Source organism: Eubacterium sp. MSJ-33 (assembly GCF_022174665.1).
GTDB lineage: Bacteria > Bacillota > Clostridia > Lachnospirales > Lachnospiraceae > Coprococcus_C.
On sequence record NZ_CP076562.1, the window covers coordinates 1,987,916 to 2,011,408 of the forward strand.

General features: G+C 40.0%; 22 protein-coding genes and 1 tRNA gene. 15 read left to right on the top strand and 8 right to left on the bottom strand.

What is annotated here, in order from left to right; translation table 11 throughout:
* Window positions 1-6: 6 nt before the first annotated feature.
* The 4 genes from KP625_RS09350 to KP625_RS09365 all read right to left on the bottom strand — a co-directional run bounded on the left by KP625_RS09350 (window position 7) and on the right by KP625_RS09365 (window position 6,367).
* Complete coding sequence (locus KP625_RS09350; protein ID WP_238297482.1) at window positions 7-792, bottom strand: ParA family protein; 786 nt, start codon at window positions 790-792, stop codon at window positions 7-9.
* 1,310 nt (window positions 793-2,102) lie between these two features.
* Window positions 2,103-3,794, bottom strand: coding sequence for an arginine--tRNA ligase (gene argS, locus KP625_RS09355; protein ID WP_238297483.1), 1,692 nt, complete (start codon window positions 3,792-3,794; stop codon window positions 2,103-2,105).
* A gap of 28 nt (window positions 3,795-3,822) precedes the next feature.
* The gene (locus tag KP625_RS09360) at window positions 3,823-4,809 is read right to left on the bottom strand and encodes a hypothetical protein (protein ID WP_238297485.1); all 987 of its coding nucleotides are present in this window, start codon (window positions 4,807-4,809) and stop codon (window positions 3,823-3,825) included.
* Between the two features lie 175 nt (window positions 4,810-4,984).
* Window positions 4,985-6,367, bottom strand: coding sequence for a D-alanyl-D-alanine carboxypeptidase family protein (locus tag KP625_RS09365; RefSeq protein WP_238297486.1), 1,383 nt, complete (start codon window positions 6,365-6,367; stop codon window positions 4,985-4,987).
* A gap of 149 nt (window positions 6,368-6,516) precedes the next feature.
* On the opposite strand from KP625_RS09365, the gene trmB reads away from it, so the two are divergent.
* From trmB to KP625_RS09400, 8 genes are all read left to right on the top strand, one after another.
* Window positions 6,517-7,161 carry a tRNA (guanosine(46)-N7)-methyltransferase TrmB gene (trmB, locus tag KP625_RS09370; RefSeq protein WP_238297487.1) on the top strand — a complete coding sequence of 215 codons (645 nt, stop codon included), beginning with the start codon at window positions 6,517-6,519 and terminating at the stop codon, window positions 7,159-7,161.
* Window positions 7,162-7,514: 353 nt separating this feature from the next.
* Window positions 7,515-7,587 (top strand) — tRNA-Lys (locus KP625_RS09375).
* A gap of 89 nt (window positions 7,588-7,676) precedes the next feature.
* The gene (locus KP625_RS09380; RefSeq protein ID WP_238297488.1) at window positions 7,677-8,726 is read left to right on the top strand and encodes a hypothetical protein; all 1,050 of its coding nucleotides are present in this window, start codon (window positions 7,677-7,679) and stop codon (window positions 8,724-8,726) included.
* Window positions 8,727-8,846: 120 nt separating this feature from the next.
* The gene (locus tag KP625_RS09385; protein WP_238297489.1) at window positions 8,847-9,377 is read left to right on the top strand and encodes a histidine phosphatase family protein; all 531 of its coding nucleotides are present in this window, start codon (window positions 8,847-8,849) and stop codon (window positions 9,375-9,377) included.
* 139 nt (window positions 9,378-9,516) lie between these two features.
* A complete protein-coding gene (locus tag KP625_RS13615; protein WP_305000009.1) occupies window positions 9,517-9,657 on the top strand; it encodes a zinc-ribbon domain-containing protein in 141 nt (46 codons plus the stop codon).
* Window positions 9,658-9,684: 27 nt separating this feature from the next.
* Window positions 9,685-10,440, top strand: a complete 756-nt coding sequence (locus KP625_RS13620; protein WP_305000010.1) for a hypothetical protein — start codon at window positions 9,685-9,687, stop codon at window positions 10,438-10,440.
* A 106-nt stretch (window positions 10,441-10,546) separates the two neighbouring features.
* Window positions 10,547-11,353: a zinc ribbon domain-containing protein gene (locus KP625_RS09395; RefSeq protein WP_238297490.1), complete on the top strand. Its 807-nt coding sequence runs from the start codon at window positions 10,547-10,549 to the stop codon at window positions 11,351-11,353.
* Between the two features lie 13 nt (window positions 11,354-11,366).
* A complete protein-coding gene (locus KP625_RS09400) occupies window positions 11,367-11,873 on the top strand; it encodes a hypothetical protein (RefSeq protein WP_177971216.1) in 507 nt (168 codons plus the stop codon).
* A 1-nt stretch (window position 11,874) separates the two neighbouring features.
* Here the strand turns inward: KP625_RS09400 and KP625_RS09405 are convergent, their stop codons facing one another.
* Window positions 11,875-12,720: a prephenate dehydrogenase gene (locus tag KP625_RS09405; protein ID WP_177971218.1), complete on the bottom strand. Its 846-nt coding sequence runs from the start codon at window positions 12,718-12,720 to the stop codon at window positions 11,875-11,877.
* 274 nt (window positions 12,721-12,994) lie between these two features.
* Here KP625_RS09405 and KP625_RS09410 point away from each other — a divergent pair, with 274 nt between their 5' ends.
* The 3 genes from KP625_RS09410 to KP625_RS09420 all read left to right on the top strand — a co-directional run bounded on the left by KP625_RS09410 (window position 12,995) and on the right by KP625_RS09420 (window position 15,231).
* Window positions 12,995-13,756 carry a YwmB family TATA-box binding protein gene (locus tag KP625_RS09410; RefSeq protein ID WP_238297491.1) on the top strand — a complete coding sequence of 254 codons (762 nt, stop codon included), beginning with the start codon at window positions 12,995-12,997 and terminating at the stop codon, window positions 13,754-13,756.
* Window positions 13,757-13,849: 93 nt separating this feature from the next.
* Window positions 13,850-14,413, top strand: a complete 564-nt coding sequence (locus KP625_RS09415) for a helix-turn-helix domain-containing protein (RefSeq protein ID WP_238297493.1) — start codon at window positions 13,850-13,852, stop codon at window positions 14,411-14,413.
* On the top strand, window positions 14,344-15,231 hold the full coding sequence (locus tag KP625_RS09420) for an IS3 family transposase (RefSeq protein WP_238297496.1): 888 nt from the start codon (window positions 14,344-14,346) through the stop codon (window positions 15,229-15,231). Before KP625_RS09415 ends, KP625_RS09420 begins: the two co-directional genes overlap by 70 nt.
* Before the next feature lie 63 nt (window positions 15,232-15,294).
* On the opposite strand, the gene KP625_RS09425 is transcribed toward KP625_RS09420, so the two are convergent.
* From KP625_RS09425 to KP625_RS09435, 3 genes are all read right to left on the bottom strand, one after another.
* Complete coding sequence (locus KP625_RS09425) at window positions 15,295-17,373, bottom strand: hypothetical protein (protein ID WP_238297498.1); 2,079 nt, start codon at window positions 17,371-17,373, stop codon at window positions 15,295-15,297.
* A gap of 27 nt (window positions 17,374-17,400) precedes the next feature.
* Window positions 17,401-18,393: an ImmA/IrrE family metallo-endopeptidase gene (locus KP625_RS09430; RefSeq protein WP_238297500.1), complete on the bottom strand. Its 993-nt coding sequence runs from the start codon at window positions 18,391-18,393 to the stop codon at window positions 17,401-17,403.
* Window positions 18,394-18,522: 129 nt separating this feature from the next.
* Window positions 18,523-19,398, bottom strand: coding sequence for a methionyl aminopeptidase (locus KP625_RS09435; protein ID WP_238297501.1), 876 nt, complete (start codon window positions 19,396-19,398; stop codon window positions 18,523-18,525).
* Between the two features lie 160 nt (window positions 19,399-19,558).
* Between KP625_RS09435 and KP625_RS09440 the strand changes: the two genes are divergently transcribed.
* From KP625_RS09440 to KP625_RS09455, 4 genes are all read left to right on the top strand, one after another.
* Window positions 19,559-20,053, top strand: coding sequence for a protease complex subunit PrcB family protein (locus KP625_RS09440; protein WP_238297503.1), 495 nt, complete (start codon window positions 19,559-19,561; stop codon window positions 20,051-20,053).
* A 125-nt stretch (window positions 20,054-20,178) separates the two neighbouring features.
* Window positions 20,179-21,729, top strand: coding sequence for a DUF3794 and LysM peptidoglycan-binding domain-containing protein (locus tag KP625_RS09445; protein WP_238297504.1), 1,551 nt, complete (start codon window positions 20,179-20,181; stop codon window positions 21,727-21,729).
* A 48-nt stretch (window positions 21,730-21,777) separates the two neighbouring features.
* On the top strand, window positions 21,778-22,644 hold the full coding sequence (gene ispE / locus KP625_RS09450; RefSeq protein ID WP_238297506.1) for a 4-(cytidine 5'-diphospho)-2-C-methyl-D-erythritol kinase: 867 nt from the start codon (window positions 21,778-21,780) through the stop codon (window positions 22,642-22,644).
* Between the two features lie 139 nt (window positions 22,645-22,783).
* Window positions 22,784-23,452, top strand: a complete 669-nt coding sequence (locus KP625_RS09455) for a GntR family transcriptional regulator (protein ID WP_238297508.1) — start codon at window positions 22,784-22,786, stop codon at window positions 23,450-23,452.
* The last annotated feature ends 41 nt before the right edge of the window (window positions 23,453-23,493 follow it).

Sequence of the window (23,493 nt, forward strand, 5' to 3'; positions counted from 1 at the left end):
GTGTTTTTATAATTTTGCGTATAGTTTATTGTTGATTACTTCGTCTGCAAGATCCCGATATCCCTGTGCACCGGATGAACGGCTATCATATAGATTGATAGGAAGACCGAAACTAGGGGCTTCTGCCAGTCGTACATTTCTCGGAATAATGGTTTTGTATATAAACTGATCCAAATTATTCTTGACGTTTTCTACGACTTCCAAAGAAAGATTCGTACGCGCATCGTACATCGTAAACACAACACCCTCGATTTCAAGGGATTTGTTTAGCTTCTTTTTAATCAGATTAATCGTGTATATGAGCTGTGACAGTCCATCCAGTGCAAAAAATTCACATTGGATTGGAACCAGAACAGTATCTGCTGCAGTCATGGAATTGATTGTCAACATGCCAAGCGCCGGTGGACAATCAATGATGATAAAATCATATTTCTTCTTTACGCTTTTTAAAAGATTCTTCAGTATATGCTGTGGATCTTCTACATCGACCAATTCTACCTCTGCTCCGGCCAGATCACGATTTGCTGGAAGAACACTTAAATCCAGACCGTGCTCTAATGGATGAACAATCATACATTCTCCAACGTTGATTTCCCCACTCATGGCATGATAAATCGTGTATTCCAAGGTATTCTTATCGATACCGAGTCCGCTTGTCAGATTGCCCTGTGGATCCATATCAACAGCCAATACCTTTTTCCCTTTTTCGGCCAGACATGCAGCAAGATTGATAGATGTTGTTGTTTTTCCTACGCCGCCTTTTTGGTTGGCGACTGCAATGATTCTTCCCATAAAAACCTCCACATATAATAGTTATTATAGCACTACCTGACATCTTTCGCTATATCAAAATATGGGTAAAAATGTTTTGGTGGTACAATATATAGATTTAAGCTCGCGAAACTAACAATATGTATGGAAAATGTGTGAAAAAATTTATGAAAATAGGCTTTAATAAAGAAAAAATTATACGTTATAGTTTGTTTTTGCGTATGAAAATATACTACAAATAACATTTGAACAAAGTTAGACTATATATTGTTTCACGTGAAACATAAAAAGCAAGTTATATGCATGTGAAAAATCAAATATAAAAATGTTTCACGTGAAACAATATGGTAGGAAAATAAATACATTTTATTTAATTTGAATATATCTGATTGGATACGTAAAATCAAAAATTATATTGAAATAAATCTGTTAATATAAAACAAATTTCCGGATCACTAATAACCAATATAAATTCATGTGTCTAAATTATATGAACTATATTTATAATTTTATGAAGAAATAATTGAATCTGCTTTTTATAATGATAATATATAAGTTTTTTGTTATAAGTGTTTTGATAATTATATATCTTTTAATAATTATGAAAATAGAAATATGTTTCACGTGAAACATTGATATATAACGGCTTGTAAAAAATTACTTTAAAATAACCAAATTATATAATTATCAAACTTAAATTCAACAATTTCTAACACTATATAATTTCTTTAATAAATTTATAACTTCATAATGACTCTTTACAAATTTAATTTTCTATAATGTTTCACGTGAAACATTTAGAACTACATCGAAAATAATATTTTATAATTAACTAATATTTGTAATGAAAATGTATACGTATCGTAATTATATAAAATAAATTTATATGTTTCACGTGAAACATATAAAGATAAAAAATATGACATCTATTTCCTTTAGATATTGAATATCAAATGACTTTAATTCATTGTTTCACGTGAAACGAAAGTTATCCACAGTATACAGAAACATTAAATGTGGATAAAATTATAATATCCACCAACTTATACACAAAAATGTGGATAAATCAGCGAGTAGACGCACAAAATTGTTGATAACTTCGCATAAAAACATATATATTGTATTAAAGAATTAACAAGTACAATATAGAGTGGATAGAAACGGATGTGTTTGTTTTGACACACATGTAGACAAAAGTAAAAGCTACTTATTATATAAGAAAAGGGATAGAAACAATTATGGAAAAGAGCCGAATGAAAAACTCATCCGGCTCTTCTCGACTCTTTTCCTGTTATATGTTTGATATTATTTTAAGCAATCATATCAGATTCTTACATCTGTTCCGGGCAATCAATACCAAGCAATTCCATTGCGTCTTTGATTGTTTTCTTTGTGATGTAAACGAGTGTTGCACGTGCGTTACGTACATTTTCTTCCTCTACATGAATACGACATGCGTTGTAGAATTTGTTGAATGCCTGCGCAACATCAACTGCAAATCTGGCAACTGCGGAAGGCTCATACCGTTCAGAGGCGTCTTTGACAACCTTCGGGAATCGGTTAATCTCTTTCAATAATTCCATTGCCTCTACATCTGTCAATACACTGTAATCGATATCTGCGGATGGTGTAAATCCATCCAGCTTTTTCAAGATACTGCAGCATCTTGCGTGTGTATATTGTACATATGGACCGGTTTCACCATCAAAGTTCAGGAGCTTCTCCCATTTGAAGGAGACATCCTTGATACGCTGGTTATAAAGGTCGTTGAACAATACAGCACCAACACCAATTTTCTTGGCTGTCTCATCTTTGTCTGGAAGATCCGGATTCTTTTCGTTGATGATCTCTTTGATCTTCGCAATTGCTTCGAGAAGAATATCTTCTGCATAGATAATATTTCCACTACGAGTGGAAAGCTTGGCGCCTTCTAAGCTGACAAGTCCATAAGGGATATGCACTAACTGGTCCTTTGCCCATTCATTTCCAAGTAATTCTACGACTTTGAATACTTGCTTAAAATGAAGCTTCTGTTCCTGTCCGGTTACATACAGACATTTTACGAAGTTGTATGTTTCTTTACGGTAGAAGATAGCTGCGATATCACGTGTTGCATAGATGGAGCTGCCGTCGTTTTTGAGAATCAGACAAGGGGCCATATCATAAGCGTCTAAGTCCACAATCTTTGCACCTTCGCTCTCTGTCAGCAGATTTGCATCTGTCAGTCGTTTTACGACATCATCTGTCTTATCCCGGTAGAAGCTCTCACCGAGATAGTAGTCGAAGTCCATACCAAGCAGATCATATGTACGCTTGTATTCGATCAGACTGATATCCTTGAACCACTGCCAGATCTTCAACGCTTCTTCGTCACCATGTTCCATCTTTGCGAACCATGCACGGGCTTCGTCGTTTAATTCCGGATTCTTCTCAGCTTCTTCGTGAAACTTCACGTAAAGCTTCATCAGTTCTGCGACGCCGTCCTTCTTGACGGCTTCTTCGCTTCCCCATGCCTTGTATGCGACAATCAGCTTACCGAATTGGGTGCCCCAGTCACCAAGATGGTTGATACGTACAACCTTGTAACCGAGTTTGGAGTAAATCTTGTACAGAGAGTTTCCGATGATCGTTGTACGAAGATGTCCAACATGGAAATTCTTTGCAACATTTGGAGAAGAGTAATCGATACAGATTGTCTGTCCGTTTCCTTCTGTAGAACTTCCGAAATCATCTGCCATAGAAGAAGTTACCATAGTTTCGATAAAAAGTTCCTTCTTTACGAAGAAATTTAAGTATGCACCCTGTACCTGAATTTCCTGCAGAAAATCTACATCGCCGATTGCTTCCTTGATGTCGTTTGCAATCATTTGTGGGGCTTTGCGCATGGTCTTTGCCAGACGGAAGCATGGAAATGCAAAATCACCAAGCTCTGGTTTTGGTGGAATCTCAATCAGGTCTGCAATCTCGGCTGCGGTTAATCCTTCGATATTTGCAGCAATTAATTCTACAATCTTGTTTTTCATAATATATAAACTCCTTTATTGTTTACTTTTATTGTTGAATCGGAAAACTGAATTTCACGGTTGTACCCGACATGACATCCCCGGAGATATCCAGTTTGCCACAGAGCATATACAGAATCTCTTTTGCCTTATGCAGACTGCTGTACCAAGGGCTGTCTTCCAAATAAGTATCTTTGATACCTATACCATCATCGGACAGGATAACTTCAGCCATATTCGGCGTCAGGCTGGCTTTCACAGTTACATTCGATGCTTCTGCATGACATGCAATATTATCAAAAAATATCTGTATTAAGCGCATGAAGTTAATGTTAAACACCGGATGATATGTAATTCCTGCATCGGCTGTTTCCACGGAAGCAGAGATTTGAAGCTTCGGATTTTTCTGCTTGAATTCATTTAAGTAAAGTTCCAGTTGTTCCTTTAAAGGTTTATCTGATGTGGAGAATCGGTTCATGTTTTCTTCAACATCGTCAATCGTATTGGTCAATTGGTGGGTATTGTGAATAATTTCCTGCAGCGTTAGTTTGGCTCTGCCAACATCTGTTCCTATCAGATAGTTTATCATGTCCAATTTGTTGCTGATTGATTCCAATCCCGTTTTTATCTGTTTATCCAGAATCGTTTGTGTTAGTGCGCGGTCATAAGCATCCAGCATGAGGATATTGTAACCATGAGCGGAAATGTCTTCCTTCGCGTCGTCCTGAAGAAATGTAAATCCATAATGATCTGTATGATCGGGATCGTCAGTTGTATAGCGAGGCTCGAAAGAAGAGAGCGCGTCTTCTGCATTATTTAAAGCTTCGAGATATTGACGAAGCTTATTTAATTGAAGTTCCATACTGCGGAGCTTTAACGTCAATGTCTCTTTTACTGATTGCAGATCCTTGATCTGTTCCTGGATGATTTTGTTGCGTTCGGTATCGACACCATCATTTGTGACCGGAGAAAATACACTTTTTCTGGAATTTGTCTTGAATGCATAAATATCCTTCGTCTTGTCTAGTTCATCCATCTTAATGTCTATTTCAAAAATCTGTGTTTTGAGACTCTGAATATCTTCAAGTTGAGACAGGAAGGATTTGTTAAAGTAATCCAGCATCATTTGATTAGCTGATTTAATTTTTTTAAAATTTTCTTTTGATTCTTCCATAATTGAAGTACCTCTTTTCCTGGATGCGGTTCCATGGTTATCGTCTGCGGTTATGTGTATTTCTCTTATTTTGTCTGCGTTTGTCATATACGTTTGCATAGATGAAGAGAATAACGACACCTATGACAACGATACCTGCAATGACAAATTTCAGATAGCTCTTTTTTTCTTTCAGCAGTGCGGGACGAATCGTTCCATTTTCATATGCTTCTGAGACAGCTACGTCATCGTTGGAGTTCACATAGCCGGAATAACTGACGGGAAGCGTAAGACATTCGCTGCCGTCATAGGATACTTTTAAGGTTCCGATATATCCTTCTTCCAGTCGATCAGATGAAGGTGTAAAAATCATTTCCAGTTTTTCTGTATCCGCGTTGTCTGCAAGAAGGAACGGCTGGTTGTTGTCAATCGACAAATGCATCGTGCCAAGATTTTCACAGCCATAGTAATCATTTAAAAATGTCTGTGCAGAAGTTGCCTGCTCCGCATCAAATTCATAGTCGGATAACAATGTTGTTGAAGAATAGTTGTTAAATGTGTAATCAAACAGTGCAATGCTGTCTTTATAATTCGCAACATTATCCGGAGCACCCATTGTGACACAGATAAGCTGCATATCATTTTTTTCAGCCCAGACAACAAGCGTACCGCCTGCATCGTCCGTATATCCGGTTTTACCACCCTGGCATGCGGAGTAGTAGTATTCAGAACTGCTCAGCATCATCCGGTTTCCCTGTGTCAGATATCGTGTCTCGGAGTTTTTGTTTGTGGGTGGAATCTCGTGATAGGTTTCGGCTGCATAGGACCGGAATGTCTCATTCGTAAGTGCCTGTTTTGTGATGAGAGCCATATCATATGCAGTTGTGTAATGTTCCGGGTCATGTAATCCGTTGGCATTTGTAAAATGTGTATCCGTGCATCCAAGGCTTTGAGCAGTATCATTCATTAATTGCACGAAGTTTGCCAGAGAACCGGAAACCTGTTCGGCGATTGCCCAGGCAGCCTCATTTGCGGAGACAAGCATCACTGCATACAAGGCATCGGACATGCTGATTTGTTCCCCAACATCCAGAGCAATATGAGAACTCTGTCGGTCGATTCCCCAGACCGCATCGTTGCTCATAGTGATTGTTGAATTTAAATCACCGTTTTCAATCGCAAGATATGCGGTCAGAATTTTCGTGATACTCGCCGGATACTGACGGGCATGAGCATTCTTCTCGTATACAATCTGCCCGGACTGTGCATCAATCACTATGGCAGAAGTGGATGTAATCTGCGGAAAGCCGTTTTCATCAGCAGCGTCCGTGGCGGTTGCGGTTGATGTTGCAGCTTGTGTTACCTCACAGGGAACATAAATTCCAAAAAGCAACGTACACATTATAATATAAGAAATAATTTTTTTAATTGATTTTATCATGGCCATAATTCCTCTTCATGATAGATTGACATTATCCTCTCAATTATCTTATAAAATTGGGAAAAAAACAAGGGATAAAATGCAACAATCTTGTGAAATTACAAAATAAATGCTAATATAGAACATTATAAATGTATGAGGTAAAAAAGATGAGATTACGAAATGTAAAAGGCTCAAGAGAAATGATTGCCACAAATGATTTTGTCGTGCATGAAGAAGAGACAATGAAGGGAAAATGGCATGAATTTTTCGGAAATAAAAATCCCATTCATATTGAAGTGGGGATGGGAAAAGGTAGATTCATTATAGATATGGCGAAGCTGCACCCGGAGATCAACTATATTGGAATCGAGAAATATTCCAGTGTGTTAGTGCGTGCGATTGAGAAGCAGACGGAAGAACAGCTTCCGAATCTGGTGTTTATCCGCATGGATGCTGAGTCGATTGAAAATGTATTTGAAAAAGGTGAGGTGGATTATATCTATCTGAATTTTTCTGATCCATGGCCGAAGGACCGCCATGCAAGAAGACGCCTGACATCCGTACAGTTTTTGAACCGTTATGTGAATTTCCTGTCAGAAGACGGAGGATTGACATTTAAGACAGATAACCGCCCGTTGTTTGATTTTTCTCTGGAGCAGGTGGAGCTTGCCGGTTGGGAGATGGTGAATTATACATTTGATCTGCATCATAGCGAATATGCAGAGGGCAATGTTATGACGGAATATGAGGAGAAGTTCTCAGCAATGGGTAATCCAATCTGCCGTATGGTTATAAAACCACCAAAAAAGTAGTTGCAAAGATGTGTAAAAAAAGAGATTCCGGTGCATACTATGGTAGTAAGATACTTGCCGGAGTCTCTTATGGGAAGAAAAAAATGTGGCTTTAAGCTTACAAATGCAGTGTACTGTAATCCTTGTCTGAATCGGAAATTAGTGAACCTGGGACGAAATATTCAGATGGTTTGTTGTATTTTAAACCGGATGGAAAAGATCAGTGCATGCAAAAAGTTAAGGAAATAAAGGCTTTGCTTGTACTTTCGAAAAAATTTGAAAAAAATGTGAAAAAAAGCTTGCATTTTGTAAATTAATGTTATATAATCCTTATTGTTCTGATGAACAACACATGGTAAGTGAACATTCACTACGGGCCGCTAGCTCATTTGGTAGAGCACCTGACTCTTAATCAGGGTGTGCGGGGTTCGAGCCCCCGGCGGCCCACTCGTAAAAGCATCGGTTTTGCAGAAGAAGCTGCGGAGTCGGTGTTTTTTTTGTTTTTGTGAAAAAAATTCGATGAAATGCAGATAATCATGCAGAATCGGCAAAAGTATGGGAAAACGGAAAGCACGATGATTTATGAAACAATGATTAAAACTGAAAATTCTGATTCTATGCGGGATCAATGGTCGGAGTATCGACAGGCGCTAACCGAATATATCAGAGATGGAATCGAAAGTTTTTTCCGGAGGGAATATCTGTCGCAGGAAGGATTGCTTCGAGATCATACATTTCGGTTAAAGGAAGTAAAGGAAGGAATACCTTCGGGTAAAAAGCCTATAGTTGCTGTCTGGGGTGCGGGTGGCTGTAATGATCTCGATCTTTTGGCACTTGCTCCTTATGTGGATTTTGTCCTGATTGACCGGGATGTTGATGCGATGCAAAAGGCTGCAAAGCGGTTTGGATTTACTGAAGGGCAATGTCAGTGCGTAGATATTGGTTTTTGGGAAATCTATGAGGAAGAAGAGCGTTTCTTTGATGCTTTGCTTAAAGATGCGGATGATCTGCATCTATCGGAATACCTGCGACAGTTGATGGATTCCGTGCTGAAACAGGAAATGATGCCGGCATCATATGAGAATGCCTTTGATTTCAGTATCGTGTGTGGGATTGCCAGTCAGTTGAATGCTCGGTTTGTGGGACTTGTGCAAGGACATGGAAAAGATCTGAAGTCTTTGCCACAGACTGTTGCTGCTATGCAGGATATGAATGTGCAGGCGGAAAAAAGATTGTATGGAGTCGTGGAATTCATGACACGATGTGCTTTTTTTACGGCGAATGAAATGTGTGCAGCGAAGCCAGAGGCACATGGCAGGTTACAGGAGTATGCACAAATATGGACAGAGGAATGGGAACGTCTGCTGGTGACACAGGCAGGGGTACAGGAGATTCCGATGGAGATGGATGGTATATCCTGTGAGGTGGCAGGAAGCCGCGAGTTTATAGAAGAGATTTTGAAGGCGCAGCGCGAGGGTATGCTCAAAATTCGACACCGAAGAGGGATGGTCTGGCCATTTTCTGCGGAAAAACATTATTTTATGGATGTTTTAACTGCATATTTCGTTAATAAAGAAATTAAATAGAGAAAATTCTTACTTATGTTAAGAAAGTTGTTTTGAAGTCCTCCTTTGTTGAAAAATAATATTTGCTATGGTATCATAACGAAGATTGAAGATAGAAATAGTTGTTCCAAAGAGGTATCTATGAAATTATATGTAACAAGACATGGGCAGACGCAATATAATATAGAGGTTCGTATTTGTGGCAGAGCAAACGTGAGATTGACGGAAAAGGGTGTTTCGCAGGCGCATGCGCTGGCACAGCAGGTGCAGGATATGGATGTTGATTTGATTATCTCATCACCGCTTGTGCGTGCAAAGGAGACCGCCGATATTGTCGGTGACGCAATCGGGGTACCGGTGGAAGTGGATGAGCGCCTGGCGGAGCGCGATTATGGAATTATTGATGGCACATATGAGGGAACCCCCGGCTTTATGGAGCAGTGGGTACAGTTTGGATATCAGTATCCGGAGGGAGAATCTCTGCTCAAGGTTGTGCAGAGAGTATACAACTTCTTAGATGATATCAAACAGCGTTATGCAGATAAAAAAGTTATGGTGATCAGCCATGGCGGTGTGTGCCGTGTAATCAATTCGTATTTTGAAAGTCTGGATAATGAGGATTTCTTTAAGTTTAATCTTGGGAATTGTAAGGTTCTTCAATATGATCTTTGATTGATTAAGAAGAATATGTAAAATATGTAATAAATTCGTCATAAACTAGCATAAATTCCTTGAATGAACAAGGGGTTTATGCTATTATTTTTTTATCACTTCTTTTAAAAATAAGAGGGTTATGTAGGAGGGAAGATTTATGAATTGTACGATTTGCGGAGCAATTGTTCCGGATGGACAGACAAACTGTCCAATGTGTGGAGCTCCAATTCAGGCGGATAAGCCAGCCGATAATGTACAGCCACAGCAGTCAGTAAATGCACAGATGGGATACCAGTAGCCAACAGGCCAGCCGGCACAGCCACAGATGGGATACCAGCAGCCAATAGGTCAGCCGGTACAGCCGCAGATGGGATACCAGCAGCCGATGGGTCAGCCGGTACAGCCACAGATGGGATACCAGCAGCCGATAGGTCAGCCGGCACAGCCACAGATGGGATACCAGCAGCCGATGGGTCAGCCGGTACAGCCACAGATGGGATATCAGCAGCCGATGGGCGGATATTATCAGCCACAGAGTGGTGGTATGAATGCATTTATTAATAACCTGAAGGGTGATTATATGATGATTGCTCGTCTGGCAGGTGCATTCCTGCTTTTGATCGCACCGTTATTCCATTGGTTCTCATTCAAACTTAAATATGATGGAAGTACTGAAAAGCAAACAGCAAATATGTTCAAGCTTGCAGGTGATGGCGGTGTAGGTGTGTATGGATTCTTTGCTGCTATGTTCATCCTTCTGGGACTTGTTCTTATAGCATGGGAGATTGCAGATTATATTCCTGCACTTGCAAATATCAAAGAAAAGATGAAGGTTGTTCCTTATGTAGATCTTATTATCATTGCAGTTGCTTTGCTTTTCGTTATTCTCGCTGCTACAAATGGCATGAAGGGAAATATGAAGGATGCGAAGGATTCTATTAAGCTGATAAAAGAGTGGAGTGATGGTGTTAAGGGTCATTGTAATCATGGTGTAGGTCCAATCATTGGATTTATCGCAGTAATTGCAGCGGCAGCTCCAAGAGTGTTAGACAAGCTTGGCATCAAGATTGGAAACAAATAATACATAGGTATCAAAGTATGGCTGTCGAGCCGGTATGGTTCGGCAGCCATCGTTGTATATGGAATCTCAAGGAATATGAGATGATAGAAGATAGGGGTGATGGAAAATGGTATGCAAGGAATGTGGAAAAGAAATTCCGGAAGGAGCAATGTATTGTGAGGCTTGTGGTGCGCCATTAGAAGAACCAATCGTGTTAAAGGTCACAAAAGAAGATATAAAGCGGGCTGAAAAAGAAGAGAAAATAAAAGCGAAAGAGCGGGCGAAGGTTGCGGCAAAGAATGCTGCGAAACAGGCAGCGCAGCCGCAGACAGAGAAGAAAAATCATCGAAAACCAGCAGATCCTGAGAAGGCAATTGATATTGTTGGATATTTTCAGTCGGTGGGACAAGATGTGAATTTGCTTTTGGCATTTGCCGGAGCAATTATGTTGTATCTTGCACCGTTTTTGAATTGGATCTATGAGAAATATTTTGATATAAAAAGGAAAGCAAGCCTGTTTGAACTGGGTATGAAGAGCTCTATGGTGGAAGAGGATGGAAGCATATTGGCAACGGGAGCAACCATAATCTTAGTGCTGGGTATCGTGGCAATTCTTGTTGGCGTATGGATGCTGCTTCTCTCTGCTTCGGATTATATTAAATGTCTGCGTAGATTTGCAGATAATCCGATTATGCGTTTCGTACCGATTGTTGTCATGATTGTCATATATATCATTGTTATGAAAAATCAGGCATATGTACAATCGCTTCATGCGTTGGAGAGTAATGTCCGCCTGGCAAAACAATTGGGAACATCTGCAAATTACAGTGCAGGTAAAGGTATTGGCCCTGTATTGTATATCATTGGACTTGTCGTATATACGATTGGAACGGTGGGAGATTTTCTTGCGCGAAAACGTAAAATAGAAGGATAGGGGATTTTGGAATATGGATAGTCAGAATCAACAATATCAGCAAACTAAAATCGTGACAGCAAGTATGGTGCTGGGGATTCTCTCAGCCATACTGCTGGCCTGCAGTATGTTTGTACCAGCGATTGATTTCTCGGCATTTCATTCAAGTGTACAAATACGATACAGTATTATGAAGATCTGTGAAAATGTAGGATTGATATCAGATATGTGGAGAGGTATTCCGATTGGAATTCTGATTGCAGCGGTGGGAATGCTTGTATTATCATTTGTCAGGATACCGCCACTGAAGGCGATACCCTGTATGATTGTTCTGTGTATGATAATTCTGGCGATTGTGGATGCAGGAAATGTAGCTGCCTGGATTATGGATAAGGTGGAGTCTTTTACGCAATCCACATCTAATGTGTCTATGATAGATGCCGCATCTGTATGGAAAAGCCTTCAGGCAGGTATCTACCTTTTTGTTGCGGGATTTCTGTGTGGCATCGTCAGTTGTTTTGTATCGAATTATCAGGAGTAACTTATTCCCCTGTAATTCCGTCAATTTGCTCCTTGCAGTGTTTACCATCTGCGAGGAGTTTTTTTAATGTTTCTGCATCATCGTTTTCCATCGCAGTTTTATATTCCTGTAAAGCGGTGATAAAATAGTCAAGTTCTTTGATCAGATGTTTTTTATTCTCTAAAAAAAGCTCCGTCCACATAGTTTCATTTAACCAGGCAACACGTGTCAGATCCTTGTAGCTTCCGGCGGAGAAACCATCGTGATTTTTTGCTGTCGGACTTTTTACATATGCGTTTGATACTACATGTGCCATCTGGGATGTGAATGCAATCATTGCATCGTGGCGGTCGTAATCGCAGATTGTAAATTTGCCGAAATGAATCGGTGAGAGCAATCTTTTTGCGCGTTCAAGAGATTTTGTATCGTTCAGGTCTTCTGGTACAAGCACCATGGAAGCGCCGTTATACATCGTCTTTGTGCTGTATGCATAGCCGGAAAAATGGCGTCCGGCCATCGGGTGTCCACCGATAAAGGTAAATCCGTACTGTCTGGCGATAGGGTAGCAGGATTTGCAAATCAGCTCTTTCGTTCCACAGCAGTCAATCACCATTGTGTCTTTTTGAATGTAAGGCGCCATCTTTGTGAGATAGTCAATACAAAGCTGTGGATAGAGGCACAGCAGGATGAGATCGCAGTCTTTGATATTTCCTTCGTTTAATTCACCGTCGATGGCTTTATCGTTATATGCAGCCTGAATTACTTCTTTACTGCGGTTATAAGCAAGAACCTTGTGTTCATCGTTGTCACTGTATGCTTTTGCAAATGAACCACCGATCAATCCAAGTCCAACAATTCCGATTGTCATAATATACCTCCTGTTTGCAAGCATTTTCTGTAGAGTAAATAAATGCAGTAAATGTTTTATGCTATAGATAAATGTGATGTACGTGGAACATCAGTCATATGCAGTATAACGCGTTAATGCGATAAAGTAAAGTGGAAATTACATGTATAAGATGTGTAAAACATGGCAAGACTTCTAATACGAAACAGATGTAGATGTTCTGTTGTGGAATATTTGGAATATGCAACAGACACAGATGACATGTTGTGGAAATATCTGAAAAAGGGGAAGGATTATGAGCACGAAAAAGAATATATATGTAGTTGTACTTATCTGGGCAGCGGTTGCGTTGCAGATCTTTATTACGAAGCGCATTGACCGGGAAAGTCAGATGGTGACGCAGGTCATGAGTAATGGCGTAGAGAATGTCACTGCGGCAGAGGTGAAATTGTATGCGCATTATGGAGACGAAAAAATGACAGAGGCAGCAAGGGAGAAAATCCTGCTGCAGGTAGGAAGGACGCTTGGAATTGATTCCGGTTATGGACTGCAGACGAATGCCGAGGGGGAAAATATTTCCACAGTATTCATAAAAAAAGGTGAAAATGGAGATACGACACTCCGGTTGATCTCGATGGAACAGACAAATGTGGATGGCACGACTACGCAGGAAAATTATCTGATGACAGAGATTGCATTAAAAAATCAGTCGACAGAGAAGATCTACCGATGCAAGGAACAGTTGGAACAAATCTATGCGGATCTTGGACTTTCCGGCAACAGCAATCTCTATCTGTGCAGCCAGGAAAAAGGGCGGATGACCGAAGATGAGATGCGGAAAGCGACAGCGGATTTCTTGGAGATGATGCATGCAAAGAAACGCAACGAAATTGAATTGCAGGACACCTTGTGTATCTATGGTTATAGTGATAATGTCCCGGAATATATCTACCAGAACGACCACAAGGTAAACGTGAATATTGCTTTCACGTATGATGAAGCGGAAGATATCACGTATATCCATCGCGGACTACCATTTATTGATAAATCATTCTGATAGATAATTGACTTTTTTTATAGAGTTAAAAATAACCCACCGGTGAATGATATGTACCCTCTTTACTGGACAACCAGTAAGGAGGGTATTTTTATGCGTTATAGTTATGAGTTTAAACTGATGTGTGTTGAATTGTATCATTCGGGTTTGTATCCAGATATCCCAGAGGATACGAATCCAGATACTCTCAAAAGACATATACGAGAATGGTCTGGATTGGTTGATTTACATGGTCCAGAAGTTTTAAAACATAAGGTGTTCAATAAAGTGTGGACACCAGAAGAAAAACTTGAACTGGTTTTAAAAGTCATTGCAGGCATACCAAAGAGGAAAGTTGCCACAGAAGCAGGTATTAGCCCAGGAATACTTTATCAATGGATATACAAATATAAATCACAAGGATATAATGGATTAGTAGGAAGTAAAAAAGGACGTTCAACAAAGGAATTAAAAATGAAGAAGTCAACAAATCCATTACCTTTAACAGAATCAGAACGAGAAGAACTGATGCGCTTGAGATCGGAAAACGAATATATCAAAGCGGAGAATGAAATAATAAAAAAACGGATCGCCTTGAGGCAAGAAAAATGGGCTGCGCAACTCAAGGCGAAAAAGCAGCAATCATCAAGGACCTCAGAGAAAAAGGATACCAATTAAAGTATCTGCTTAAAGCAATGCATATGGCTAGATCTACTTACTATTTTGAGATTAGCAGAAACGATGTTGTTGCTGAACGCAATAAGGAAGTACTAGAAGAAATAAAAAGTATTTTTGATGAAAACAAGCGCAGATATGGCGTAAGACGAGTTCATCAGGAACTTATTAATCGTGGATATCGGGTGAACCATAAGAGGGTTCAGCGTCTTATGCATGAATCAGGATTAGCCGGAAAACGACCAAAGGAGAAATATCATTCTTATACGGGTGAAGTTGGTAAGATTGCTGATAACATAATAAATCGAGATTTCAGCACAACATCGCCTTTGCAAAAATGGACTACAGATGTATCACAGTTCAATTTTTCATGGGGAAAGTGTTATCTCTCTCCAGTGCTGGATATGAATACAAATGAAATCATCTCATATGATTTGTCCAAGAGTCCTAATCTTGAACAGATAACGAGAATGCTCAATAAAGCATTTGAAAAATTTCCTTCAATTGAAGGATTGATATTTCATTCAGACCAAGGCTGGCAGTATCAACATGCTTATTTTAGAAATGCCTTACAGGAACATGGCATTATACAATCCATGTCACGAAAAGGTAATTGTTATGATAATTGTATTATGGAGACATTTTTTGGAAGATTAAAAAATGAGATGTATTATGGAAATGAAAAAGACTATTCTTCTTTTGAAGAATTCTCACAAGCAATTGAAGAATATATAGATTATTATAATAACAAAAGAATTCAGGCAAAAACAAAATGGATGCCACCTGTACAATACAGGATAGCATCCATGTGTTCAACCTAGTTCATAAATATGTGTCCAGAATTCTGGGTACATATCAGAACCGGTGGGTTTGAATTGTTTCAATTAAATTCTATAAACTTCAATTCCAGGATAGGTAAGAAGAATTTTAAGGATATTTTCTACCCATGATTTACTGAATTCTTTTACATCGAGATCATCAATTGCATTTCTATATATGATATGATTCTCAGCTATAAATCTTTGCTGATATTTAATCATAATTTCGATCATTTGTTCCTTGTCTTTATCTGTAAAATCATCCCATTGTAGAATTCGGTTAAAAGCCTTTTGTTCTTTTAATGCAAAACAATGAACCACGTTAAGTATTTCACCCACGTATTTAATCATCATTATATCATGAAGCTTATCTTGAATGAGTCTTGAAGAGTCATTAAAAGCCGAAATATTTTCATTTTCTTTGAAGTAGTTTTCGTATGATTTCTCTGCAAGCTTATACACGTCTTCCATACTGATGGTTGTCAGATATTCTCTGCAATACTTATTGCCGGCTTTCTTAAAAGAAGCTTTCACAGAAACGGAAATGCTTTTTCCCTGGGAACCTGTACAATCTACGATGTCATTAATGGACCACAGGAATTTACTGTCATCTCCCGGTGGATAATCACCGGATGCTACATGCCAGGTTGTGCAGTCGTTTTCATCCCAGTCCTTTGTTACATCAGGGTTAATCATATCAATATATCGTTTAATCTTTTTTCCGTTCTTATCCTTCTTGTCTTTATTGATAAGGAATTTTTCCAAAGGACCTGCCACATTAATAGTCTGAATTTTACCGTTTTTAAACGAGATTGCATCATTCTTCTCATCAAAACAGTAATTTGCATTAATACCACCATCCTTGAATTCAAACTCACAATCAAGGGCATGGAACTGTTTCAGAGAAGATTTACCAAACGATGTACGATCCCAGCATTGTAATTCATCACAAAGAATGAGCAAATATGCAAGTGGGTGCTCATCCATTTGCATATGTTCCCTGTTGCTCAATTCAAATTCAAAGAATTTGTTATGCATCGTAATAGCAGTAAGTGCATCCATAACTTCTGTCAGACGGCTGGTATTTGTACAGAATTTTAATCCATAGATATAGATCATCTGCTTGAACAGGCGAATTCCGCTATAGTAAGCATGATCCATAAATACCTGATAGGCGTTTTCACCCTTATCTTTGTTAGGTTCAATTTCGGTTGGCGTGTTTTTCTGACGCAATTTGGCAGCAATCTTTTCCCGGTCAAGATAGTCTCTGGAGATAAACTTTCTTTGGATATGATAAGCAAGAACATCTTCGATATCCTTTGGTAAAAAGGTATCATCTACCAAGGCTTTTGAGCATTTGCTGAGGTGCTCATCCGAATATAACATCTTATTTTTTAATGTCTGTCCATACACACGAAACATACTGGTCAATTCGGTGTATTTGTCCATATTCTTGTACTGCAGATATACATACCGGGTTTCTGCCGGGTTCCCCTTGAAAGAAGAATCACCGTCCTTAAGGCTTATATCAATATAATCAAACTTATTATTTTCCCGAATTTGATTAAATGGAATCTCATACTGGTAACCAATATCATGGAATAATGCAGTTAAGCCCCACAAATCAACGAATTTTGAATAGCATTCATATTCTTTTTTACAGTTTGCAGTATAACTCTTGTTAAAACTTTCACGGAATGCTGTCTGGGTATTAAAAAGCGCCAGACCCAAGATGAATACATAAACAGAATGCACATAATGATCTCTATGACTTTGAACCAGTCTTGCAGCACCATTTTCATAAGATGCAACGAAATTCATCATACTTTCAAGCTGGTCACCTTTATCATTCAGAAACGCACCTGAATAAACACAGTATAAGTCAAATGCATCCAGATGGTTTCCGGTTTCCATAAAATGGTGAATTGCAAAATACATTGCATGTAGTTTATCATTTACAATATATTGATCTCCCTTTGGAACAAACATACCTGCCTTTATAATACATTCCAAAGCATTCTTTTCAAGTTCGGAAATTGGAACTTTTGCACCATCAGAATTTAGAGTCTTCAGGTTCTTAATCCCGTAGTTATTCTTAAAATCCTCATATTCCTGTGTACTAATTATGATAATATCCTTTGCCATGCTATCCTCCTCGTTTATTGTTAATTATTAATAGTATTTATCTTTTACAGTTATTAGTGTTAATAAAGCATCCTTCGCATTTCCAGTAAGATATTGTTGATACATGTCGGAATATAAATGCATATGTTTCCCTATCTTACCTTCTTCAAATTTGTTGGCATAAAAGACCAAAATATATCCCGCTGCATATTCTGCTACAGAAACAGGATAATTCGCTCTTGAAACTATGTCGCAGGTGTTGTTATCAGCCATCAGGCGTTGAAACTCCTGCTTATCTTCTTCAATCTCTGTCTCTGAGTAAGTTTCTTCGAAAAGATATTTTCTCCCTAAACCAAAATATCGTGCATCCTTATACCAGTCGATGACGTTGTTTCGCTTCCAATTGAAATACATTCCGTCTTCGCCGTCTGTTCTCTTTAGAAAATCAACAAGATAAACATAAGAAAAATATTCTGCAAATATTTCATCCAGTATAGTTTCGTAGGGATTACTGCCAAATGTTTTTTGGATTGTGGAGCAATGTCTCATATGTAAAGCGTGGTAAAGTTCATGTGCCAGTGTCAGCCGTAAACGGTTTTTAAAGTATTCGTTTTTTTCATAAGGGATTTGATTGAGGAATTTCTTAACACTTGCATTGGTATTTCCACATTCCGCAAAATTCTTACAGCCAATCCGGATACATGTTTCACATGCATCTCCATCTTCGCCGATAAACTTAACATGAACAAAGAATCGAAGTGTAATTGTGTGTTCCTGATCTGAAGTGTATATTCTGAAATTCTTATCATAAAATTCTAATATATCGTTTACGATGCACTTCATCTCATCCAGAGAAGGCATACTTTCTCTCAGATATTCAAATTTGGCTCTGTTTTTCTCATTTATGATTTTGGAATATTCTTCAAAGAGTTGTTCTAAATTGTTGTCGGTAAACTCAAAATCTGGGAAATATTGATAATTATTTTCTTTTCCCAAACTACTTCTGAGATCTGCAATTTTGTATTCAATATTATAATTCAACTTTATTTCTCCCCGTTTTTATTATATCCATAACATATTTTACACTGTATTTTTTTGTAAAACAAGGTAGAATCAAAAAAACGGTACTGAACATTTGAATTCAGTACCGTTTTTGATGCTATTCATTATTTAGTAAGAAATAATCTCATAACCATCTTCGGTGACAAGAACCTGAATCTCCCACTGTGCAGATGGAAGACCGTCTTCTGTATATACTTCCCAATCATTTGCCTCATCGACGAAGATATCCGGTTTGCCCATGTTGACCATCGGTTCAATCGTGAACATGAAGCCGGGAGCCATAAGCATCTCAGTACCTGCTTTTGAGTTGTAGCTGACCCAAGGCTCTTCGTGGAACTCGATGCCGACACCATGACCACCGATCTCGCGGACAACGGAATAGCCGTTTGCATAAACATGATCGTGTACAGCCTGCCCCATATCACCGAGGAAGCCCCAAGGCTTTACCTGCTCAAGTCCTTTCATCATTGCTTCTTTGGTTACATCGACAAGATTCTTCTTCTCCGGGCTGACATCCCCGATGCAGAACATACGGGATGAATCCGAGAAGTAGCCGTTTAATATCGTAGAGCAGTCTACGTTGATAATGTCACCGGATTTTAAGATAACATCCGGCGATGGAAAACCGTGACAAACTTGATCGTTGACGGAAGTACATACGCTGTATGGGAAACCTTCATAATTGAGAGGTGCCGGAATACCACCCATATCGGTTGTCATATCGTAGACAATCTTATCGATTTCTGCGGTGGACATTCCTTCGTGAATAGTTTTCTGGATTTCATCAAGTACAGCGATATTGATTTTTGCACTTTCTTTGATCTTCTCGATCTGTTCTGCATTTTTTATCAGATTATGAGTTGGAACGATATGTCCCTGATGTGCGATCTTCGCGATCTTATCATCGAACATTTCATGGCAGACTTTGTATTTTCTGCCACTGCCGCACCAACAAGGGTCATTACGATTAATTTTTTTTGACATGATTACGCCTCTTACATTCATATTTGTGGTTTTGCGCATAGGGCGGAAAAAACCACATATATTTTAGCAAAATAGTTTCATTTGCGCAACCTGCGTAGATGAAAGGATTTATCATCTATTTTCACGAAAATGGAAATTGGATGAAGAAATGAGGGCTTTCATGGAAAACTTCAGGAAAGAAAAGTCGACTTTGATCATGAGCAGGGGGCAGATTATGATTTTGGTGTTAGTTGCGCTTGCGTGTGTATCGGCGGGATGTCGAAAGCAGGAGGCAGGAGAAAGGAAGGATCTGGAATTTACTGTGTGTGCAGAGACAGAGCTTCCTGATGATCTGAAGCTGATCATAGAAGAAAAGAAGCTGCGTCCGTTTGAAATCAGTTACACGACGAAGGAGAATTTGTATATTGCGGTTGGATATGGGGCGCATGACAGGGAGAATCTATGTGTAGTTGTGGAAGAACTTTATAAGACTGATCGGGCAATCTATGTTAAGACAGATTTGAAGACGCAGGAAGCCTTGCAGGAGAATCCGTCAGAGCTGACTACGAAAACAGATGCGGACAGTGCAGGTGCATCTGTCGGTCATTCATCTATGTATCCGTATGTTGTAATCCGTCTGCCGCGTCTGAACCTGCCGGTACTAAATGTATCCTGATGGATGCGTTAAATTGCCGCGGTGATTATGAACCGTAAAAAATATTGGAGAGAAAGCATCATAAAATTACGGGAGCCGGAATACATATAAACAGAGGGTATGATTATATTTTTGTGGAGGGAATTATGGAGTTTTCGAAGAAGGAAATACATACAAGCGTGCTGACGCAATCCAAATATTCGCAGATTACTGTCGATGATGATTTTACAATACCGGACAGCAAGGGGGATATGGAGAAAATCGTTGCGAAGGAAGGGCATATTCTGCTTGAATCAATGATCCCGGAGGACGGAAAGGTTCGGATTACAGGATCGGTCTGTATCCGTGTTCTGTATCGGACGGGGGGCGATATTCCGCGGTTATGTCAGTTCCAGAGTGAGATTCCGTTTGAAGATGTAGTGAACTGCGATGGGGTGTCTTCTTCGAGTCAGGTTGATTGTCACAGTCAGTTGGAAGATCTGACGGTGAGCATGATTAATTCCCGTAAGCTTGAAGTACGAGGATTGATTGGAACGCGTGTGAATGTCTATGAGGAAATGTGTGTCGATGCGGCAATGGGACTCGAACAGGGGGAGGGTGTCGATTGCCAGTACCGGGATATTACATATAGTCAGGTCGTGCTTGCAAAGAGGGATGTGTTGAAGGTGCGGGAGGAGTTAGAAATCCCGCAGAATAAACCGAATATTCAAGAGATTTTATGGCAGTGCGTTGCTCTCCGGAATATGGAGACAAAAGCCGGGGATGAGAAGCTGCTTGTGCGGGGCGAGATTGAGATATTTATTCTATATAGGAGCAGTGAGGAACGTCTGCCGGTACAGTCAATCTTTTCTGTACGATCACTATACCGTGAGATCCCTTGTACCGGGGCTGCGGAGGGTATGGTGATCTCTGTTGATTATGTGTTAGGCAAGGGGGAGATTACGATCCGTCCAAATGGAGATGGAGAGGATCGTATGTTTGGCTGTGATTATAATATTGATATGAATATCAAGCTGTATGCGGATTGTGACTGTCGGATGCTGTCAGATGTGTATTCTCCAAATGCGGAGCTTGTGCCGCAATATGAAGTGCTTGATTATGAGAATCTTCTGTTGAAAAATGCGGCAAAGGCGAAGGTGTCAGCCAGAAAGCAGATTGGTGGAGATAAGGCGAAGCTGTTGCAGATCTGTCATGTGTACGGTGATGTGGATATCGACGATGTGGCTGTAGGGGAAAATGGAGCGGAGATCACGGGCGTTGTCAAGTGCTGTGTGCTTTATATTGCAACAGGGGATGATCCGATGAGTTCAGTCGAGATGGAGATTCCATTTTCGTATACTGCGGATACCGTACCGCTTGCACAGGAGGATTCCGTCCGAATCTCTCCATGTATTGATCAGTTGAATGCCGCATTGCTAAACAGTGAGGAAATCGAGATCAAGGCGCAGGTAAACCTGAATATATCAGTTTTTGCCAAAGGGGAAAGCTCAGTTATAACGGATATGCAGATCCTGCCAATCGATGAGGCGAAAAAGGCGGCTCAGCCGGGTATCGTCGGGTATGTAGTACGAAAAGGTGATAGTATATGGAGTATTGCAAAGGAATATTATGCGTCGATTGATTCAATCCGACAGTTAAATAATCTGGAGTCGGATGCCATATCTGAGGGCGACCGGTTATTGATTGTGAAATCATAGAATCCTTGTTATAATAAGTTATTAACACAGATAAAGGGGAAGCGAAACATGAAGAAACTTACGAGAAATGCATATGCAAAGGTCAATCTGGCACTTGATGTTCTGCGCAGACGGGAAGATGGCTACCATGATGTCTGTATGATCATGCAGAACCTGAGTTTATATGATACGTTGACTTTTACAATAGAAGCGGCAGAGACGTTTGAGATCACAATTTCCTGTGACAAGGAGTTTGTGCCATGCGATGAGAGAAATCTTGTCTATAAGGCGGTTGCACTTATGGGGCAGACCTATAATCTGACAGGGAAAGTTCATGTGGATATCGTGAAGCGGATTCCGGTCGAAGCAGGGATGGCCGGAGGCAGTACGGATTGTGCCGCAGCATTCCATGCGATGCGTGAGCTGTATGGATTAGATGTGTCGACGGAAGATCTGATGAAGCTCGGTGTTACACTTGGAGCGGATGTACCATATTGTATTCTGGCGAAGACCGCGCTTTCGGAAGGAATCGGAGAGGTATTGACAGAGGTTCCGATGTTGCCGGATTGTTATGTCGTTGTGGCAAAACCGAACGTATCAGTCAGCACGAAGATGGTTTATGAGAACCTGCATGCAAACGAATTAGAGCGGCATCCGGATGTTGCGGGGATGGTGGAAGCGCTGAAACAGAAAAATCTGGCAGGGGTTGCGGCTCGCATGGAAAATGTGTTAGAGACCGTGACAACGAAATTCTACCCATTGATCGAAGAGATTAAGCAGACAATGAAGGATGCAGGGGCAGAAAATGCGATTATGAGCGGCAGTGGACCAACGGTGTTTGGGCTTTATACAGAAAGAGAAATCGCCGAGGCAGCAGCAGGGAAGATTCGCACGGCATATGGGCTTTCGGAGGTTTATGTGACGCAGCCTTGTTAAGTGAATAAAAAATTACTTGAAAAAAACAACTGTGCATAGTAATGTATATTGTATACACAGTTGTTTTTTGTTGTCTGCACAATATATGATTTGGGGTAAAAGCTATTTTGCGGAACATTACTACAAGGAGGTAGCGGTTATGAAATTAGATATGAATATTGATGAATATCTGCCACTTCGGGAGGTTGTATTTCATACATTGCGTAAGGCGATTATACAGGGAGAACTGCAGCCGGGTGAGCGTCTGATGGAGGTTTCTCTTGCCAATAAGCTGGGTGTCAGCCGGACACCGGTGCGTGAGGCAATTCGGATGCTGGAGCTGGAAGGGCTGGTTGTCATGGTTCCACGAAAAGGTGCCGAGGTTGCAAAAATCACAGTCAAGGACTTAAAGGATGCGCTGGAGGTGCGTATGACGATTGATTCTTTGTCAGTGAAGCTTGCGTGTGAGCGTATCGACGAGGAGGAGAAGCAGGAAATCAAGCAGGCATGCGTGGCGTTTCGCGAAGCGGTGAAGTCAAAGGATGTGAAAGCAATTGTAGAAGGCGATGAGCGCTTTCATAATACGATATACCGTGCATCGAAAAATCAGAAGCTGATCACGATTGCGATGAATCTGCGGGAGCAGGTATACCGATATCGGTTTGAATATGTGAAGGATTTTTCTTATCATGAGAATTTGATCCGTGAGCATGACCAGATTACAGAGGCGATTTTGGCAGGCGATGTGGAAACTGCACAGGAGATTATGAAGCAGCATATCTACAATCAGGAGCAGATCGTGATTCGAAATCTGCAGAAAGAAGATTAACGAGAATAAAAACCTTCAAACCATACATACTAGCTTATGTA

What these genes read in the sequence shown, in the direction of transcription:
- KP625_RS09350 (WP_238297482.1), bottom strand. Translation starts at nt 792, where the DNA reads ATGGGAAGAATCATTGCAGTCGCCAACCAAAAAGGCGGCGTAGGAAAA.
- argS (WP_238297483.1), bottom strand. Translation starts at nt 3,794, where the DNA reads ATGAAAAACAAGATTGTAGAATTAATTGCTGCAAATATCGAAGGATTA.
- KP625_RS09360 (WP_238297485.1), bottom strand. Translation starts at nt 4,809, where the DNA reads ATGGATGAACTAGACAAGACGAAGGATATTTATGCATTCAAGACAAAT.
- KP625_RS09365 (WP_238297486.1), bottom strand. Translation starts at nt 6,367, where the DNA reads ATGATAAAATCAATTAAAAAAATTATTTCTTATATTATAATGTGTACG.
- trmB (WP_238297487.1), top strand. Translation starts at nt 6,517, where the DNA reads ATGAGATTACGAAATGTAAAAGGCTCAAGAGAAATGATTGCCACAAAT.
- KP625_RS09380 (WP_238297488.1), top strand. Translation starts at nt 7,677, where the DNA reads ATGCAGAATCGGCAAAAGTATGGGAAAACGGAAAGCACGATGATTTAT.
- KP625_RS09385 (WP_238297489.1), top strand. Translation starts at nt 8,847, where the DNA reads ATGAAATTATATGTAACAAGACATGGGCAGACGCAATATAATATAGAG.
- KP625_RS13615 (WP_305000009.1), top strand. Translation starts at nt 9,517, where the DNA reads ATGAATTGTACGATTTGCGGAGCAATTGTTCCGGATGGACAGACAAAC.
- KP625_RS13620 (WP_305000010.1), top strand. Translation starts at nt 9,685, where the DNA reads ATGGGATACCAGCAGCCAATAGGTCAGCCGGTACAGCCGCAGATGGGA.
- KP625_RS09395 (WP_238297490.1), top strand. Translation starts at nt 10,547, where the DNA reads ATGGTATGCAAGGAATGTGGAAAAGAAATTCCGGAAGGAGCAATGTAT.
- KP625_RS09400 (WP_177971216.1), top strand. Translation starts at nt 11,367, where the DNA reads ATGGATAGTCAGAATCAACAATATCAGCAAACTAAAATCGTGACAGCA.
- KP625_RS09405 (WP_177971218.1), bottom strand. Translation starts at nt 12,720, where the DNA reads ATGACAATCGGAATTGTTGGACTTGGATTGATCGGTGGTTCATTTGCA.
- KP625_RS09410 (WP_238297491.1), top strand. Translation starts at nt 12,995, where the DNA reads ATGAGCACGAAAAAGAATATATATGTAGTTGTACTTATCTGGGCAGCG.
- KP625_RS09415 (WP_238297493.1), top strand. Translation starts at nt 13,850, where the DNA reads ATGCGTTATAGTTATGAGTTTAAACTGATGTGTGTTGAATTGTATCAT.
- KP625_RS09420 (WP_238297496.1), top strand. Translation starts at nt 14,344, where the DNA reads ATGGGCTGCGCAACTCAAGGCGAAAAAGCAGCAATCATCAAGGACCTC.
- KP625_RS09425 (WP_238297498.1), bottom strand. Translation starts at nt 17,373, where the DNA reads ATGGCAAAGGATATTATCATAATTAGTACACAGGAATATGAGGATTTT.
- KP625_RS09435 (WP_238297501.1), bottom strand. Translation starts at nt 19,398, where the DNA reads ATGTCAAAAAAAATTAATCGTAATGACCCTTGTTGGTGCGGCAGTGGC.
- KP625_RS09440 (WP_238297503.1), top strand. Translation starts at nt 19,559, where the DNA reads ATGGAAAACTTCAGGAAAGAAAAGTCGACTTTGATCATGAGCAGGGGG.
- KP625_RS09445 (WP_238297504.1), top strand. Translation starts at nt 20,179, where the DNA reads ATGGAGTTTTCGAAGAAGGAAATACATACAAGCGTGCTGACGCAATCC.
- ispE (WP_238297506.1), top strand. Translation starts at nt 21,778, where the DNA reads ATGAAGAAACTTACGAGAAATGCATATGCAAAGGTCAATCTGGCACTT.
- KP625_RS09455 (WP_238297508.1), top strand. Translation starts at nt 22,784, where the DNA reads ATGAAATTAGATATGAATATTGATGAATATCTGCCACTTCGGGAGGTT.